The sequence below is a fragment of the Roseovarius halophilus (ex Wu et al. 2025) genome (assembly GCF_047086965.1).
This window is the reverse complement of record NZ_JBKOTX010000050.1, coordinates 1-15,204: the sequence shown is the minus strand read 5'-3', so window position 1 is coordinate 15,204 and position 15,204 is coordinate 1. Positions and strand designations below refer to the sequence as shown.

Genomic DNA, 15,204 nt, shown 5'->3' with positions numbered 1-15,204 from the left:
CAGGGGATTTGCGCCGAGATAGCCCGTTTTGCCGACCGGAGGAAAGGGGCAGGGTGGACTGTGCCGATCCACTGCATATGTTCAGGCTTCCATTTCCCGCACACGAGGCCCCCATGAGTGACGCAGACCTGCCTTTCGACACAGTGAAACTGGACAAGCTGGCCGAGGTGGCCGTGCAGGTTGGTCTGGGGTTGCAGCCCGGCCAGGAGCTTGTCCTGACCGCCCCGGTCGAGGCGTTGCCGCTGGTCCGGCGCATCGCGGCGGCGGCCTACCGGGCCGGGGCGGCCAACGTGACGCCGATCCTGTCGGACGAGGAGGTGACGTTGGCGCGGTTCGAACATGGCCACGATGCCGCTTTCGACTCGGCGCCCGGCTGGCTGTACAACGGCATGGCCGAGGCCTTTGCGAACAATGCCGCGCGGCTGGCCATTTCTGCCGACAACCCGCTGCTTCTGAAGGGGCAGGACCCGGACAGGGCCGCGCGGGTGGCCAAGGCCAGTTCGGCGGCCTCGAAGCCCGCGAAAGAGAGGATCGTCAATTTCGAAATCAACTGGAACATCGTCAGCTACCCGGGCAGGGCCTGGGCGCGGCAGGTCTTTCCCGACCTCTCCGAGGACGAGGCCGTGGCGAAACTGGCCGATGCGATCTTTGCCGCCTCCCGCGTGGATCGGGACGATCCCGTGGCCGAATGGCAGGCCCATAACGCCAAGCTGCGCGCCCGCACCGAGTGGCTGAACGACCAGGCCTTCAGCGCGCTGCATTTCACTGGCGGCGGCACCGACCTGACAGTGGGCCTGGCCGAGGGGCATGAATGGAAGGGCGGCGCCTCGCAGGCCAAGAACGGCATCACCTGCAACCCCAATATCCCCACCGAAGAGGTCTTTACCACCCCGCACAAGGACCGGGTCGATGGCGTCGCCCGCGCGTCGAAACCGCTGGTCTACCAGGGCACGCCGATCGAGAATATAGAGGTGCGCTTCGAAGCGGGCCGGATCGTCGAGGCGTCGGCCAGCGAGGGCGAGGCGAGCTGGAAAAAGCTGATCGACACCGACGAAGGCGCGGCGCGGCTGGGCGAGGTGGCGCTTGTGCCGCACGGCTCGCCCATCTCGCAATCGGGGCTGCTGTTCTTCAACACGCTCTATGACGAGAACGCCGCCTGCCACATCGCGCAGGGCCAGTGCTATTCCGACTGCTTCGTGGACGAGATCGCCAGCGACCCGGCCAAGGTCACGGCGGGTGGTGGCAACAGCAGCCTGATCCACGTCGACTGGATGATCGGCGGGCCGGAGACCGATATCGACGGGATCAAGCCCGACGGCACCCGCGTGCCGGTCTTCCGCAACGGCGCATGGGCGCAGGATGTCTAGCTCAGCCCCCGCTGCGCAACCCGGACCAGGAAATCCCCGCCGCGCCTCGCCCGGCGGGGGTGTTGTAGCTGACCCGGCCCGGATTACAGCGCCAGGTTGGGGATGATCTGCTTCTTGCGCGACATGACGCCGGGCAGAACCACGGTGTCGCCCTCTACCGTGGCGCCAAAGCTCTTTTCAGCGACGGTCTTGACGGTGTCGTTGGGCACCAGCAGCGTCGCTTCTTCGCGCAGGATGTCGACGACGAAGAGCAGCACCTCGTCAACGCCATCCTCGGCGGCGACGTCCGCCATGCTGGCTATCAGGCTGTCCTTGCGCCCCAGCGGCATCTCGGGCGCGGTGGTTTCAAGGACCGAGACGCGGAATTTGGTGCCCGAGACCTCGTATTCCTTGGAGTCCATGCGGATCAGCTCGGCATCGGAAAAGGCCGAGACATCGGACTTGGCCGCGAACATCTCGGCGGCGTAGTCGGTCAGATCCAGGCCCAGGTCGGCGGCGAGGCTTTCGGCCAGCGCCTTGTCCTGATCCGTGGTGGTGGGGCTGCGGAATTCCAGCGTGTCCGACAGGATGCACGACAGCATCAGCCCCTTGACCGGGTCGGTCAGCTTGTCGGCATCGGGGCCCATCAGGGTGTGCATGATGGTGGCGGAGCAGGCCAGCGGACTGATCGTGATGTTGATCGGTCCCCTGGTTTCCAGCCCGCCGACCAGCTTGTGATGGTCGATGATCGCCTGCACGTCGGCGCCGTTGATATTGGCGGGCAGTTCGGCGGGGTTGTTGGTGTCCACGATGACGCAGGGCTGGTCGTCGGCCACGTCCGCGATGATCTCGGGGGTGTCATAGCCCCAGCGGGACAGGACGAAGGCCGCCTCGGTATTGGGCTGGCCCAGCAGGACCGCCTTGGCATCCTCGCCTTTGACCTCGGAGAGGTACCAAGCCCAGATCAGCGGCGCGCCGGTGGAGTCGGTGTCGGGGGCCTTGTGGCCGAAAACGAGTGTGGTCATTATTGATAAGCCCGTGGTTCAGGTGAATTCGCGGGCCTTATAGGGGGGATGGTTTGGACTGTCACGCGGCAGAGTGTCAGGTCTTGCATCGGGGCCACAGGGTGCGGCCGCCGCGTGCGTGAGAGCGACCTGTACCCCCCCGTCAAGGCGTATCTGCAGGCGCAGGGCTACACGGTCAAGGGCGAGGTCGGCGCCGCCGATATCGTGGCCCGGCGCGGCGACGAGGCGCCGCTGATCGTCGAGTTGAAGACCGGCTTCTCGCTGGCGCTGTTTCATCAGGCCATCGCGCGGCAGGCGGTCAGCGATCTTGTCTATGTCGCCGTGCCAAAGCCCAAGCGCAATGCGAAAGAGAACGTCCGTATGGCGCGGATGCTGGGGCTGGGGGTGATCTTCGTGCGGCCCCGGGATGGCTTGGTCGAGGTCATGGCCGATCCCGGCCCGTTTCGCCCGCGCAAGTCCAGGCAGAAGGCGGCGCGGCTGTTGCGGGATTTCGAGCGTCTGCGAGGCGACCCCAACGCAGGCGGGGCGACGCGGCATGGCCTTGTCACCGGCTACCGGCAGGATGCCCTGGCCTGCGCAAGGTTCCTGGCCGTCCATGGCCCGTCGCGCGGGGCGATCGTGGCCGACGGGGCCGAGGTGCCGCAAGCCACGCGAATCATGGCCGACAATCACTACGGCTGGTTCGAGCGGGTCACGCGCGGTGTCTACGGATTGAGTGCCGAAGGCCGGCAGGGTTTGAAAGATTGGGGCGATGCGTAAGGAGGCAGGACGCGCCAGGCCGCATATCGACTGACGCGAACTCCGCCCGCTGCGCGAGCAGTTGTCCTTGTTGCGCCGGCGTCGAAGGCATTGCGGCCTTGTCAGGCTGCGTGTCCTGCCCATCCGGTGCTCGCCAGCCCCTGTCGGGGCATCACCGTTTCGGGGCGCCGCCCATCCCGACCGGTCTGTTCATCCCCCGTTCTGGCATGGTGAAGGGTGTTGCACAGGTCTGGGCGGGGATCGGCTCGACCGCGCCGGGTGTCTTGACCAGCAGCGACTGGCCCGGCGTCGCGCGGGCCGCCGGCACGCGGGCATAGGCGATATTCGTGCCGATCCCGGGCGAGTGGAACGCAGAGGTGACATAGCCGATCTCCTCTTGCTGCTCCGGGTCCAGGACGGGCCAGAAATCGGCGTTGTACCAGTCGATCTTGCGGCCGCCGAAGGTCAGCCCGGTGAGCTTGTGGCTGACGCCGCGCGCGGCGATCTCCTCCAGCGCGGCCTTGCCGATGAAGTCGGCCTTGTCCAGGTTTACCTGCCACTCCAGCCCGACCTCGTAGGGCGTTGTCTCCAGATCCATGTCCTGGCCGTAGGACAGGATCCCGGCCTCCATGCGGCTGATGTGGTTGGGCGCGATCACCCGCAGATGATAAGGGGCCCCCGCCGCGACCAGCCCATCCCAGAGCGCGTCGGCATCGCGGGTGGCGTTGCGCAGGTAGATCTCGAAGCCCTCTTCGCCCGAGAACCCGGTCTTGGAAATGACGACATCGCAGCCGAAAAGCGTGGTTTCCATCAGGTTGAAGAATTTCATCTCCGCCACGCCATCGACCCCGGCGTCCTGCAGCACGGCGGCACTGTCGGGGCCCTGCAACTGCACCGGGGCCACGTCCAGTTCCCGGACCGTGGCGTCGAAGCGGCCGGAAACATTTACCCCCTGCGCCCAGAGCGCGACGTCGGAATCCGAGATCGACAGCCAATATTCGTCCTCGGCGATCCGCAACAGGACCGGGTCGTTCACGATGCCGCCGTCGCGGTTGCACAGGATCACGTAGCGCGCCTTGCCCGGGGCCAGTTCCCTGTCGCCGGCCATGGCGCGGGTGACGAGGAAATCCACGAAGGCGGTGGCATCGGGGCCCTTGATCTGGATCTGGCGCTCGACGGCCACGTTCCACAGGGTCACGTGACGGGTCAGGTAGTCGTATTCGCCCAGCAGCCCGCCCTCGTCCTGCGAGAAGTAGATGCGGGGATGATACATACGATTGTAGACGGTGACGGCGCGCACGCCATGTTCCACCGATTTGTGCCAGAAGGGTGACTTGCGGACCCGGGTGCCGATCAGCATGTCGACGCGGGGCGCGCCGCTCTGGCGCAGGTTCACGGGGACGGTGCGGCGAGATGTGGGGTCCATGGTGGGCCTCCCTTTCTAGCGGTGCGTTGCCCCATGACGTGGGGTCCACGGCCAATCTTTTGAAGGCCCTGCCCCTGGCACTGGGCGGCCAGCGGCAGGGCAAGGCAGGTCAGCAGGGCGGCAATCAGCCGACGCGGCACCGGTTCTCCGGCCGCCTGTGGCACGGCGTTTGCACGATGTTACGCGCGCCTCCATCGTGCGCGATACCGGGATTCGTCACCAAACTGTCCTTTCGTCCTGCAAACTGTCCTTTCGTCCTGCGTGGCGCTGTTTTTGTCGCGGCACCCCGTTGACACTGCTCCGGCTCTTGCCTACCTCCCTGCAGTTAGCACTCGCCCTGAGTGAGTGATAACGCCCGAGAGGGACGAACGAGAACAAGTCTAGCTGAGGAGCTACTGATATGGCTTTCAAACCGCTTCATGACCGGGTGCTCGTGCGCCGCGTGGAAAGCGACGACACGACCGCCGGGGGCCTGATCATCCCCGATAGCGCCAAGGAAAAGCCCCAGGAGGGCGAAGTCGTGGCCGTTGGCGCCGGCGCCCGCGATGACGATGGCGACCGCATCAAGATGGACGTCTCCGAGGGTGACAAGATCCTCTTCGGAAAGTGGTCCGGCACCGAGATCACCGTTGATGGTGAAGAGCTGCTCATCATGAAGGAAGGCGACATCCTCGGCGTCATGGCCTGAGGCACCGCCTACCCCCCGACAACAAGCAACAAAGACGAGGAACGCGACAATGTCCGCAAAAGACGTCAAATTCGATACCGATGCCCGCACCGGCATGCTGCGCGGCGTGAACGTGCTGGCCGATGCCGTGAAGGTGACCCTTGGTCCCAAGGGCCGCAACGTGGTCCTGGAAAAGTCCTTCGGTTCGCCCCGCATCACCAAGGACGGTGTTTCCGTGGCCAAGGAAATCGAGCTGGAAGACAAGTTCGAGAACATGGGCGCGCAGATGGTCAAGGAAGTGGCCAACCGCACCAATGACGAGGCCGGCGACGGCACCACCACCGCAACGGTGCTGGCCCAGTCCATCGTCAAGGAAGGCACCAAGGCCGTGGCTGCCGGGATGAACCCGATGGACCTCAAGCGCGGCATCGACCTGGCCACCACCAAGGTCGTCGAGGCCATCAAGGCCGCCGCCCGCAAGGTCGAGAACTCCGAGGAAGTCGCCCAGGTCGGCACCGTGTCGGCGAATGGCGAGAAGGAGATCGGCCAGATGATCGCCGACGCCATGCAGAAGGTCGGCAACGACGGCGTCATCACCGTCGAGGAAAACAAGGGCACCGAGACCGAGACCGACGTGGTCGAGGGCATGCAGTTCGACCGCGGTTACCTGTCGCCCTACTTCGTGACCAACTCCGACAAGATGGTCGCCGAACTGGAAGACTGCCTGGTCCTGCTGCACGAGAAGAAGCTCTCCAGCCTGCAGCCGATGGTTCCCCTGCTCGAGCAGGTCATCCAGTCCCAGAAGCCGCTGCTGATCATTGCCGAGGATGTCGAGGGCGAAGCCCTGGCAACCCTGGTGGTCAACAAGCTGCGTGGCGGCCTGAAGATCGCCGCCGTCAAGGCACCGGGCTTCGGCGATCGCCGCAAGGCCATGCTGCAGGACATCGCGATCCTGACCGGCGGGCAGGTCATCTCCGAGGATCTCGGGATGAAGCTCGAGAATGTCACCATGGACATGCTGGGCCAGGCCAAGAAGATCGACATCTCCAAGGACGAGACCACGATCATCGAAGGCAACGGTGACTCCGCCGAGATCGAGGCCCGCGTCAGTCAGATCCGCACCCAGATCGAGGAAACCACCTCGGACTACGACCGCGAGAAGCTGCAGGAACGCGTGGCCAAGCTGGCCGGCGGTGTGGCTGTCATCCGTGTCGGCGGCATGACCGAGACCGAGGTCAAGGAGCGCAAGGACCGCGTCGACGACGCGCTCAACGCGACCCGCGCGGCCGTCCAGGAAGGCATTGTCGTCGGCGGTGGTGTGTCGCTGGTCCAGGGGGCCAAGGCGCTCGAAGGGCTGGAAGGCGAGAACATCGACCAGACCCGTGGCATCGACATCGTGCGCAAGGCACTCGAGACGCCGCTGCGCCAGATCGCCGAGAATGCCGGTGTTGACGGTTCGGTCGTCGCTGGCAAGATCCGCGAGTCCGACGACAAGTCCTTCGGCTACAACGCCCAGACCGACGAATATGGCGACATGTTCAAGTTCGGCGTGATCGACCCGGCCAAGGTGGCGCGCACCGCGCTGCAGGACGCCTCGTCCATCGCTGGTCTGCTGATCACCACCGAGGCCATGATCGCCGACAAGCCGTCCAAGGACGACGGCGGCGGCGCCGGTGGCGGCGGCATGCCCGACATGGGCGGCATGGGCGGCATGATGTAAGTCGAAGTTTCCGCAAGGAGTTTCGACGTTCGCAACGCGGACGCGGGATCTCGGCGCAGCCGACTATCCAAGCGCCCTGTTTCGAAACTGCCGATCAAGGAAGGGGCGCCTGCCGGGCGCCCCTTTTCATTGGTCTGTCAGAGATACTGACTGGCGGCGCCATCCGTCCCGCCTCGATGTCCCGCAAAATCCCCTGCGCCAGGGGCTCTACCGCAGGATCGGCTCCAGCGGATCATAGGCCGCCGCCATGCCCTCGCCCCAGGCCACGGCGGCGAGACTTTCGGGTTTCACGCGCATCCCGGCCATCTCGGCGCGCGTGACCCAGCGGCGCAGGCTGACGATCCGCTCGGGGTCTTGCCAATCCCGGGAAATGTCGCCATCGACCAGTGTGCAGCGGAAATAGATGTCGACCTGGTGAAAATCGCCTGTCGGATCGTGAAACTCGTTCACAAGGCAGGGCGCACCGACCGAGACCGTCAGGCCGGTTTCCTCGTATATCTCGCGGGCCAGGTTCTCGGGCAGGCTCTGATGCGGCTCGACACCGCCGCCCGGAGCGCACCAGAGATCATCGCGCCCGGCATAGGCGTTGACCAGCAACAGCCGATCGTCCCGCATCAGCAGGCCGCGGACAGCAAGGCGAACAGGTCGGGTCATGCGCGCCAGATTGGTGATGCCGTCGGGTCAGGGCAAGACGCATCTGTTACACCTTGGCGGGAACCTTATATGGAAAGGTATGCGTTCCCTTTTCCTCACCCTGTTTCTGATGCTGTCGTCGCTGCCCGCGCGGGCGGCGGACTGTGTCGTGCTGCCCGCGCGGGCGGCGGACTGTGTCGTGCTGCTGCACGGGCTGGCCCGGGGCGAGACGTCCTTTCTGGCCTTGCAGGGCGTGCTCGAGGACGCGGGCTATCGGGTCATCAACGAAGGGTACCCCTCGACTCGGGCGAGCATCGGCAAACTGGTGTCCGCGGCCCTCCCGCGGCAGGTCGCGCAGTGCGGCCCGGCGCGCGTGCATTTCGTGACCCATTCCATGGGCGGCATCCTGGTGCGCGCCTGGCTGGCCGAACACCGGCCCGAGACCCTGGGCCGCGTCGTGATGCTGGGGCCGCCCAACCATGGCTCGCAATTGGTGGACGTCTTCGGTGATTTCGAACCGTTCCGCTGGGTCAATGGCCCCGCCGGTCTGCAACTGGGCACCGATGGCGTGCCCGAGGCACTGCCGCTGCCGGATTTCGAACTGGGCATCATCGCGGGCAACCGGACGCTGAACCCGATCTATTCCAACGTGATCGACGGGCCGGATGACGGCAAGGTCTCGGTCGCCTCGACGCGCATCGAAGGGATGGACGACCATATCGTGCTGCCGGTGACGCATACCTTCATGATGAACAACCCGCTGGTCATGGCGCAGGTCCGGGCCTTTCTGGAGACCGGTCAGTTCGACCGCGACCTGACCCTGCGCGCGGTGCTCTTCGGGCTGGACTGATCGGCCCCAAGCCAGCGGGGACCGAAATTCTGGAATTTCCGTCAGTTCGCAGGTCCGGTGATCCTGTTGATATGGCCCATCTTGCGGCCCGGCTTGACCTCGGCCTTGCCGTAGAGGTGGATCGCCGTGCTGGTCCCGGCCAGGTCGGGCACGCGCGCCACGTCCTCACCGATCAGGTTCTCCATCATCACGTTGGCATGGCGCGACCCGTCGCCCAGTGGCCAGCCCGCTACGGCGCGGATGTGTTGCTCGAACTGGTCGATCAGGCAGCCGTTCTGCGTCCAGTGCCCGGAATTGTGCACCCGCGGGGCGATCTCGTTGACCAGCAGACCCTGCGGGGTGACGAAAAGCTCGACCCCCATGACGCCGACGTAATGCAGCGTATTGAGGATCTTCGCAGCCACCAGAACCGCGTCGCTGCGCTGGGTCGGCGACAGGGTGGCAGGGACGGTTGTCGCATGCAGGATACCGTCGCGGTGGGTGTTCTCGCCAGGATCGAAGCAGGCGACCGACCCGTCCAGCCCACGGGCCGCGATCACCGAAACCTCGCGCGTGAAATCGACCTGGCCTTCGAGGATCGCGGGGGCGGCGGCCATGGTTTCCAGCGCCGCCTCCGCCTCGTCAGGGGCCTTGATGCGGGCCTGGCCCTTGCCGTCATAGCCGAAACGCCGGGTCTTGAGGATCGCCGGCGTGCCGATTTCGGCGATCGCTTCGGCCAGGTCGACCGCGTCGTCCACGGCGGCGAAGGGCGCGGTGCCCAGGCCCTGTTCGCTTAGAAAGGCCTTTTCCGTCAGCCGGTCCTGCGAGACGGCGAGCACCCGGCGCCCGGGCCGGATCGGGGCGCGTGTCTCAAGCAGGTCCAGCGCCGAGGTGGGGATGTTCTCGAATTCGTAGGTGATGACATCCACCGCCTCGGCAAAGGCGCGCAGGGCGGTCTCGTCCTCGTAGCCGGCCTTGAAATGATATTTGCTGACATGGCTGGCCGGGCAGTCGCCCGCTGGCTCGTAGATACAGGTCTTGAAGCCGAGTCGCGCCGCGGCAACCGAGAGCATCCGCCCCAGCTGGCCGCCGCCGAGAATGCCGATGGTGGCGCCGATGGGAAGAGGATCAGTCATCGCTGGGTTCTTCCGGGATCGAGGCGGAAAGGGCGGCGCGCCAGTCGTCCAGACGCCGCGCGAGGGCCGGGTCCTGCAGTCCGAGGATGCCGGCGGCCATCAGGCCCGCGTTCGTCGCGCCCGCAGAACCGATGGCCATGGTGGCAACGGGATAGCCGCGCGGCATCTGCAGGATGGAATAAAGGCTGTCGACACCGGACAGCGCCCTGGTCTGCACCGGCACGCCGATCACCGGCACACGGGTCTTTGAGGCCATCATGCCCGGCAGATGCGCGGCCCCGCCGGCCCCCGCGATGATCACCTGCAGGCCCCTGTCCAGGGCTGTCCTGCCGTAGTCCCAGAGCCGGTCGGGCGTGCGATGGGCGGACACGATCCGGGTTTCGACCTCTACCCCCAGCTCGTCCAGGACATCCGCGGCCGCGCGCATGGTGGGCCAGTCGGACTGGCTGCCCATGATGATGCCGACGCGTGCTTGGGTCATGATACGGCCCCCTGCCTAGGAAAGCGGCACTATAGCCATGTCAGCCCGCCGTGCAACGCGGCAGGGGCCGGATCAGGCGATGATGTCGGGAAACAGCCGATCCTCGATCTGGGCGATGCGGTCCTTGAGGCCGAGTTTCTGCTTCTTGAGCCGCCGGATCGTGAACATGTCGCCCTTGCCGTCATCCTGCAGGGCGTTGATGGCCTCGTCCAGGTCGCGGTGTTCCTGGCGCAGAACCTCCAGTTCGACGCGCAACACGTCGCGTTCCTCCATGCGGGCAGAGCTGTTCATTGTCGATTCCGCCATCTCGGGTGTCAGTGTGTCCCCAAGATAGGGGCTGCCCCTCCGTTTTCAAAGCGAAACCGGTGGCCCGAGGTCTTGCATGGGCTTCCGCGCCCCCCCATATTTTCAGCAACGGGTCGCCACAAAGGGGCTCGCAATGGACGGTCGCTTAACAAAAGGGCATGTCGCATGACGAAACTGGCATTGGGGACGCATCCCTTCCTACTGGGGTTCGAACAGCTGGAGCGGCTGGTGGAACGCACCGCGAAAACCGGCAATGATGGCTACCCCCCCTACAACATCGAACAGACCTCCGAGACCTCCTACCGGATCACCCTGGCGGTGGCTGGATTCCGCGAGGATGATCTCTCGATCACGCTGGAGGACAGCCAGCTGGTGATCCGCGGCAAACAGGCCGAGGACGGCGAAGGCCGTGTCTTTCTGCATCGCGGGATCGCGGCGCGGCAATTCCAGCGGTCCTTCGTGCTGGCCGACGGGGTCGACGTGGGCGAGGCCGTGATGGAAAATGGCCTGCTGCACGTGGATCTGACCCGATCCGCGCCCGAAAGTGTCGTCCAGACCATCAACATCCGCAGGAGCTGAGCCATGAACACGAAATACGATTTCGAAGCGCTGGGCGACCGGGTCGTCTACGTCAAGCCGGTGGCCGTCGCCGACCTGCCCGACGAGGTTCGCGAGCAGTCGGACGGGATGAATCAGGTTTATGCCGTGCATGACAGCGACGGGCAGCAGCTGGCGCTTGTCGCCAACCGCGCGCTGGCCTTCGAGTTGGCGCGGCAGAACGACATGACGCCTGTTACGGTGCACTGAGGCACCGCAGCCGGGGGTCGGATCGGTGGAAATCCGATCCTAGCCCCAGATCGCGAAAAAATCGGCACAATGTGCCGCGCAGGCCCGGTTGAGGGCGGCGCGATCCCCGCGCGCCTGCAGCGGTGCGGCTTCGTTTCCCGTGGGGCGGGCAAGGGCGCGCAGGGCGCGAAGGGCACGCACTGGCAGTTCATTTGCGGCAAGCAGGGCCGAGAGCCAGACATCGTCGACGGGACGGAACCGTTCAGGCGGTGGCGTCAGGGGCGCCAGCATGGCGGGCGTGACCAGCACCCCCGCGAAGCCCTGCACGATGGTCCCCGAAGGCCGTCCGATCCGGCGCGCCTCGAAGGGTTGTGCGGCCAGCGCGGCGGCGGGATCGGCGGCATGGGCCGCCGCGAACCCTGCCGCCCACCCCGGCCCGTAGGCCCAGTCGTCGTCGCAGATCAGGATCGGAACATCCGGTGCCAGCGTCGCGGCCAGCGGCAGCACCTTGGTGGCGGGGCCGATATCGGTGTCGGCCCAGTGCAGCGTGACCCCGTCGGGCAACGGCGGCGGCGTCACCGGCCCGGCAAAGTGCGCATAGCGGCGCGGCAGTGTCACGACCACGCGGGCCACCTCGGGCTGGGCCAGCAGACTGTCCAGCGTCGCCCCCAGCCCGGCGAAGCGCGGGGGAACGGATGTCAGCGCCACGGTCAGCATGGGCGCAAGCCTTCCAGCCGGGGGGACGGGGCGCAAGGGGTTGCCTTGCCGGTTGATTTGCCTTTTGTGGACGAACCACGGGAGAGAGGGGCGGCATGGCGAAACGCAATGGGTTCAAGCTGAACGGGAATGTCATAGCCCCGGGGACGCGCCAGACGGTGGAGCTTCCGGTCAGCCTGCTGTCGGATCACACACCGGTCAACCTCTCGGTCCATGCCGTTCACGGGCGCCGCAAAGGGCCTACGGTCTTTGTCAGCGCCGCCGTCCATGGCGACGAGGTGATGGGCGTGGAAATCTGCCGCCGCCTTTTGCAATCGCCCCTGCTGGACAAGCTGCGCGGGACGCTCATGGTCGTGCCCATCGTCAATTCGTTCGGCTTTCAGAACCGGTCGCGTTACCTTCCGGACCGGCGCGACCTGAACCGCAGCTTTCCGGGCTACGCCCGCGGCTCGCTGGCCTCGCGACTGGCCGAGATATTCCTGGATACCGTGGTCAAACGGTGTGACCTCGGGATCGACCTGCACTCGGCCGCGGTGCACCGCACCAACCTGCCGCAGGTGCGCATCAATCGCGGCAACGAGCGCATGGTCGCCATGGCCGAGGCCTTTGGCGCGCCCGTCGTGCTGACCTCCTCGCTGCGCGACGGCTCGTTGCGCGCCGAGGCCAAGCGGGCGGGGATCGACGTGCTTCTTTACGAGGCCGGCGAAGGGCTGCGCTTTGATGAGATGGCCACCCGGGCCGGGGTGGCGGGCATCCTGCGGGTGCTGCGGGCCATGGACATGCTGCCCGCAAAGGGTATCGCCAAGGCCCGTCGCAAGCCGCTGTTTTCCTATTCCAGCACATGGGTGCGGGCCCCGGCCGGTGGGCTGCTGCGCAGCTTTCGTGCCGATGGGGATGTGGTGGAAGAGGGCGAGGTGATCGCCGCCGTCGCGGATCCCTTCGGCGAGGTCGAAACCGAGGTTCTCGCCCCCGGCGCCGGGATCATCGTGGGCCGCGCCGTGCTGCCCGTGGTCAACGAGGGGGACGCGCTGTTCCATATCGCCGAGGCCCCGCACCAACGCGCCGCAGACACGGTCGAGGAACTGTCGAGCCAGCTGGAGGCCTCGCCGCTGTTCGACGAGGACGAGATAATCTAGGCCGAAACGCGCCGCGGTGCTGCCGGTGCGCATAAGCGACTGGCGCAGCCAATTGCGGCCGCACCCGGTTGCAGGTCATCATTGCGTTCTGGCCCTGTGACAGGGCGATTGACGACGCTGCCGAAAAAGGCCCCCGCCGGTTTTCCCGCGGGGGCCTTTTCCTGCTTTCCGGCGCGCGCTCAGTTGCCCGCGATCAGCCCGAGGCTTTCCAGCTTGAGGATCACCTGGTGCGCGCAGTTGTCGACGTCGATATTCTCGGTCTCGACGCGCAGCTCGGGAGTCTCGGGCTCGTCGTAGGGGTCCGAGATCCCGGTGAATTCCTTGATCTTGCCCTCACGCGCCAGCTTGTAGAGCCCCTTGCGGTCGCGGCGTTCGCATTCCTCGAGCGAGGTTGCCACATGGATCTCCAGGAAGGCGCCGTAGGCCTCGATCTCTTCACGCACCGCGCGGCGGGTGGCCGCATAGGGCGCGATGGGCGCACAGATGGCGATGCCGCCGTTCTTGGTGATCTCGCTGGCGACATAGCCGATCCGGCGAATGTTCAGGTCGCGGTGCTCCTTGGAAAAGCCCAGCTCGGACGACAGGTTCTTGCGCACGATGTCCCCGTCGAGCAGCGTCACCGGGCGCCCTCCCATCTCCATCAGCTTTACCATCAGCGCATTGGCGATGGTCGATTTGCCCGAGCCTGACAGGCCGGTGAAAAAGACGGTGAACCCCTGCTGGGACCGCGGCGGCCGGGTGCGGCGCAGCTCTTGCACGACTTCGGGAAAGGAGAACCAGTCCGGGATTTCCAGCCCCTCGGCCAGCCGGCGGCGCAGCTCGGTGCCCGAGATGTTCAGGATGGTCACGTCGTCCTTGTCGGCGATCTCGTCGGCGGGCTCGTACTGGGCGCGCTCCTGCACGTAGACCATGTGCTTGAAGTCCACCATTTCGAGGCCGATCTCGTCCTGGTGGGTGCGGAACAGCTCTTGTGCGTCATAGGGGCCGTAGAAATCCTCGCCCTGGCTGTTCTTGCCCGGGCCGGCATGGTCGCGGCCCACGATCATGTGGGTGCAGCCGTGATTGCGCCGGATGATTCCGTGCCAGACTGCCTCGCGCGGGCCGGCCATGCGCATGGCGAGGTTGAGCAGCGACATGGTGGTCGTCGATTGCGGGTACTTGTCCAGCACGGCCTCGTAGCAGCGCACTCGCGTGAAATGGTCCACGTCGCCGGGCTTGGTCAGGCCCACGACCGGATGGATCAGCAGGTTGGCCTGGGCCTCTTTCGCGGCGCGGAAGGTCAGTTCCTGGTGCGCGCGGTGCAGCGGGTTGCGGGTCTGGAAGGCGACGACGCGGCGCCAACCCAGCTTGCGGAACAGCGCGCGCAACTCGTTGGGCGTGTCGCGCCGGCCGCGGAAATCATAATGCACCGGCTGCTGGATGCCGGTGACGGGGCCGCCCAGGTAGACCTTGCCTGCTGTGTTATGCAGGTAGTTCACCGCCGGGTGGGCGCTGTCATCGGCGCCGAAGACCTTTTCAGCCTCGCGCGCCTTGTCCGGCGTCCAGCGGTCGGTCACTGTCATGGTGCCCAGGATCACGCCCTCCTGGTCGCGCAGGGCGATGTCCTGGCCCAGGTCGAGGCTCTCGGCGAACTCCTCGGAGACGTCCAGCGTGATCGGCATGGGCCAGAGCGTGCCATCGGCCAGCCGCATGTCTTCGACCACGCTGTCGTAATCCGCCTGCGACAGGAAGCCCTTGAGCGGGCTGAACCCGCCGTTCATCAGCAAGTCAAGGTCGCAGATCTGGCGCGGGCTGAGATCCCAGCTGGTCAGATCGGCGGCGTCGGCCTTCAGCTTCTGGGCGCTGTCGTAAGACACGTAGAGTTCGGGGATCGGGGCGAGGTTGCTTTGCATCAATGTGGTCCTGGTTTTGGGCGGATAATGACCGCTGATCGTGCCGGTGAGTTCCGCGTGAAGCGCGTCGTATTCGGCGAATTTGCGGGCGAGAAAGCGATCGGTCAGGCGCGCCTGTTCCGTGGCCCCCTTGTGGGTGAGCACGTAGGAGACGCGTTTGCGCCGGTCCTCGCCGGTGTGATCGTTGGTTTTTATGAACCCGGCGCCGATCGCCGACTTGAGCTGTGCATTGAGCCGGCCCAGCGACATGCCGACGGCCTCCGCCATCGCGCGCTGCGAGGCGTCGGGGGGGGGGGGGGGGGGGCGCGCCCCCCCCCCCACCCCCCCCCCCCCCCCCCGCCTCTCCGGGTGATTGTTCTGGTGGCG

At 66.1% G+C, this 15,204-nt stretch carries 16 protein-coding genes; 8 read left to right on the top strand and 8 right to left on the bottom strand.

The annotated features are described in order from the left end of the window. Window positions 1-113 precede the first annotated feature (113 nt). The gene (locus ACH107_RS12210; protein WP_310690453.1) at window positions 114-1,367 is read left to right on the top strand and encodes an aminopeptidase; all 1,254 of its coding nucleotides are present in this window, start codon (window positions 114-116) and stop codon (window positions 1,365-1,367) included. An 83-nt stretch (window positions 1,368-1,450) separates the two neighbouring features. Here the strand turns inward: ACH107_RS12210 and ACH107_RS12205 are convergent, their stop codons facing one another. Continuing rightward, on the bottom strand, window positions 1,451-2,371 hold the full coding sequence (locus ACH107_RS12205; protein ID WP_310690452.1) for a manganese-dependent inorganic pyrophosphatase: 921 nt from the start codon (window positions 2,369-2,371) through the stop codon (window positions 1,451-1,453). Window positions 2,372-2,485: 114 nt separating this feature from the next. On the opposite strand from ACH107_RS12205, the gene ACH107_RS12200 reads away from it, so the two are divergent. Beyond that, window positions 2,486-3,130 (top strand): DUF2161 domain-containing phosphodiesterase, encoded by a 645-nt coding sequence (locus ACH107_RS12200; protein WP_310690451.1) that lies wholly within the window; start codon window positions 2,486-2,488, stop codon window positions 3,128-3,130. A gap of 151 nt (window positions 3,131-3,281) precedes the next feature. Here ACH107_RS12200 and ACH107_RS12195 read toward each other — a convergent pair whose 3' ends face one another. Further along, complete coding sequence (locus ACH107_RS12195) at window positions 3,282-4,535, bottom strand: glycine cleavage T C-terminal barrel domain-containing protein (protein WP_310690450.1); 1,254 nt, start codon at window positions 4,533-4,535, stop codon at window positions 3,282-3,284. 400 nt (window positions 4,536-4,935) lie between these two features. Here ACH107_RS12195 and ACH107_RS12190 point away from each other — a divergent pair, with 400 nt between their 5' ends. Both ACH107_RS12190 and groL read left to right on the top strand, forming a co-directional pair. Further along, window positions 4,936-5,223 carry a co-chaperone GroES gene (locus tag ACH107_RS12190; RefSeq protein WP_310690449.1) on the top strand — a complete coding sequence of 96 codons (288 nt, stop codon included), beginning with the start codon at window positions 4,936-4,938 and terminating at the stop codon, window positions 5,221-5,223. A gap of 49 nt (window positions 5,224-5,272) precedes the next feature. After that, window positions 5,273-6,922 carry a chaperonin GroEL gene (gene groL / locus ACH107_RS12185; RefSeq protein WP_310690448.1) on the top strand — a complete coding sequence of 550 codons (1,650 nt, stop codon included), beginning with the start codon at window positions 5,273-5,275 and terminating at the stop codon, window positions 6,920-6,922. Window positions 6,923-7,129: 207 nt separating this feature from the next. Here groL and ACH107_RS12180 read toward each other — a convergent pair whose 3' ends face one another. Next, on the bottom strand, window positions 7,130-7,576 hold the full coding sequence (locus ACH107_RS12180; RefSeq protein ID WP_412506092.1) for an NUDIX domain-containing protein: 447 nt from the start codon (window positions 7,574-7,576) through the stop codon (window positions 7,130-7,132). A 79-nt stretch (window positions 7,577-7,655) separates the two neighbouring features. Here ACH107_RS12180 and ACH107_RS12175 point away from each other — a divergent pair, with 79 nt between their 5' ends. Continuing rightward, window positions 7,656-8,405: an esterase/lipase family protein gene (locus tag ACH107_RS12175; protein WP_412506091.1), complete on the top strand. Its 750-nt coding sequence runs from the start codon at window positions 7,656-7,658 to the stop codon at window positions 8,403-8,405. A 41-nt stretch (window positions 8,406-8,446) separates the two neighbouring features. On the opposite strand, the gene ACH107_RS12170 is transcribed toward ACH107_RS12175, so the two are convergent. The 3 genes from ACH107_RS12170 to ACH107_RS12160 all read right to left on the bottom strand — a co-directional run bounded on the left by ACH107_RS12170 (window position 8,447) and on the right by ACH107_RS12160 (window position 10,292). Further along, window positions 8,447-9,520, bottom strand: a complete 1,074-nt coding sequence (locus ACH107_RS12170) for a 5-(carboxyamino)imidazole ribonucleotide synthase (RefSeq protein WP_310690445.1) — start codon at window positions 9,518-9,520, stop codon at window positions 8,447-8,449. Next, window positions 9,513-10,001 carry a 5-(carboxyamino)imidazole ribonucleotide mutase gene (gene purE / locus ACH107_RS12165; RefSeq protein WP_310690444.1) on the bottom strand — a complete coding sequence of 163 codons (489 nt, stop codon included), beginning with the start codon at window positions 9,999-10,001 and terminating at the stop codon, window positions 9,513-9,515. Before purE ends, ACH107_RS12170 begins: the two co-directional genes overlap by 8 nt. A 72-nt stretch (window positions 10,002-10,073) precedes the next feature. Then, window positions 10,074-10,292, bottom strand: coding sequence for a YdcH family protein (locus tag ACH107_RS12160; RefSeq protein WP_310690443.1), 219 nt, complete (start codon window positions 10,290-10,292; stop codon window positions 10,074-10,076). 180 nt (window positions 10,293-10,472) lie between these two features. On the opposite strand from ACH107_RS12160, the gene ACH107_RS12155 reads away from it, so the two are divergent. Together ACH107_RS12155 and ACH107_RS12150 are read left to right on the top strand one after the other, a co-directional pair. Then, window positions 10,473-10,886 (top strand): Hsp20 family protein, encoded by a 414-nt coding sequence (locus ACH107_RS12155; RefSeq protein ID WP_310690442.1) that lies wholly within the window; start codon window positions 10,473-10,475, stop codon window positions 10,884-10,886. Window positions 10,887-10,889: 3 nt separating this feature from the next. After that, window positions 10,890-11,114 carry a DUF1150 family protein gene (locus tag ACH107_RS12150; RefSeq protein ID WP_412506090.1) on the top strand — a complete coding sequence of 75 codons (225 nt, stop codon included), beginning with the start codon at window positions 10,890-10,892 and terminating at the stop codon, window positions 11,112-11,114. A gap of 39 nt (window positions 11,115-11,153) precedes the next feature. Here ACH107_RS12150 and ACH107_RS12145 read toward each other — a convergent pair whose 3' ends face one another. Further along, a complete protein-coding gene (locus ACH107_RS12145; RefSeq protein ID WP_412506089.1) occupies window positions 11,154-11,810 on the bottom strand; it encodes a hypothetical protein in 657 nt (218 codons plus the stop codon). A gap of 95 nt (window positions 11,811-11,905) precedes the next feature. Here ACH107_RS12145 and ACH107_RS12140 point away from each other — a divergent pair, with 95 nt between their 5' ends. Then, window positions 11,906-12,946, top strand: coding sequence for a M14 family metallopeptidase (locus ACH107_RS12140; RefSeq protein ID WP_310690439.1), 1,041 nt, complete (start codon window positions 11,906-11,908; stop codon window positions 12,944-12,946). A gap of 179 nt (window positions 12,947-13,125) precedes the next feature. On the opposite strand, the gene ACH107_RS12135 is transcribed toward ACH107_RS12140, so the two are convergent. Further along, window positions 13,126-15,105: a bifunctional sulfate adenylyltransferase/adenylylsulfate kinase gene (locus ACH107_RS12135; RefSeq protein ID WP_412506088.1), complete on the bottom strand. Its 1,980-nt coding sequence runs from the start codon at window positions 15,103-15,105 to the stop codon at window positions 13,126-13,128. Between the last annotated feature and the right edge of the window lie 99 nt (window positions 15,106-15,204).

Excerpts from the sequence above, each read along its gene's own strand:
- ACH107_RS12210 (WP_310690453.1), top strand. The coding sequence starts at position 114 with ATGAGTGACGCAGACCTGCCTTTCGACACAGTGAAACTGGACAAGCTG.
- ACH107_RS12205 (WP_310690452.1), bottom strand. The coding sequence starts at position 2,371 with ATGACCACACTCGTTTTCGGCCACAAGGCCCCCGACACCGACTCCACC.
- ACH107_RS12195 (WP_310690450.1), bottom strand. The coding sequence starts at position 4,535 with ATGGACCCCACATCTCGCCGCACCGTCCCCGTGAACCTGCGCCAGAGC.
- ACH107_RS12190 (WP_310690449.1), top strand. The coding sequence starts at position 4,936 with ATGGCTTTCAAACCGCTTCATGACCGGGTGCTCGTGCGCCGCGTGGAA.
- groL (WP_310690448.1), top strand. The coding sequence starts at position 5,273 with ATGTCCGCAAAAGACGTCAAATTCGATACCGATGCCCGCACCGGCATG.
- ACH107_RS12180 (WP_412506092.1), bottom strand. The coding sequence starts at position 7,576 with ATGACCCGACCTGTTCGCCTTGCTGTCCGCGGCCTGCTGATGCGGGAC.
- ACH107_RS12175 (WP_412506091.1), top strand. The coding sequence starts at position 7,656 with ATGCGTTCCCTTTTCCTCACCCTGTTTCTGATGCTGTCGTCGCTGCCC.
- ACH107_RS12170 (WP_310690445.1), bottom strand. The coding sequence starts at position 9,520 with ATGACTGATCCTCTTCCCATCGGCGCCACCATCGGCATTCTCGGCGGC.
- purE (WP_310690444.1), bottom strand. The coding sequence starts at position 10,001 with ATGACCCAAGCACGCGTCGGCATCATCATGGGCAGCCAGTCCGACTGG.
- ACH107_RS12160 (WP_310690443.1), bottom strand. The coding sequence starts at position 10,292 with ATGAACAGCTCTGCCCGCATGGAGGAACGCGACGTGTTGCGCGTCGAA.
- ACH107_RS12155 (WP_310690442.1), top strand. The coding sequence starts at position 10,473 with ATGACGAAACTGGCATTGGGGACGCATCCCTTCCTACTGGGGTTCGAA.
- ACH107_RS12150 (WP_412506090.1), top strand. The coding sequence starts at position 10,890 with ATGAACACGAAATACGATTTCGAAGCGCTGGGCGACCGGGTCGTCTAC.
- ACH107_RS12145 (WP_412506089.1), bottom strand. The coding sequence starts at position 11,810 with ATGCTGACCGTGGCGCTGACATCCGTTCCCCCGCGCTTCGCCGGGCTG.
- ACH107_RS12140 (WP_310690439.1), top strand. The coding sequence starts at position 11,906 with ATGGCGAAACGCAATGGGTTCAAGCTGAACGGGAATGTCATAGCCCCG.
- ACH107_RS12135 (WP_412506088.1), bottom strand. The coding sequence starts at position 15,105 with ATGGCGGAGGCCGTCGGCATGTCGCTGGGCCGGCTCAATGCACAGCTC.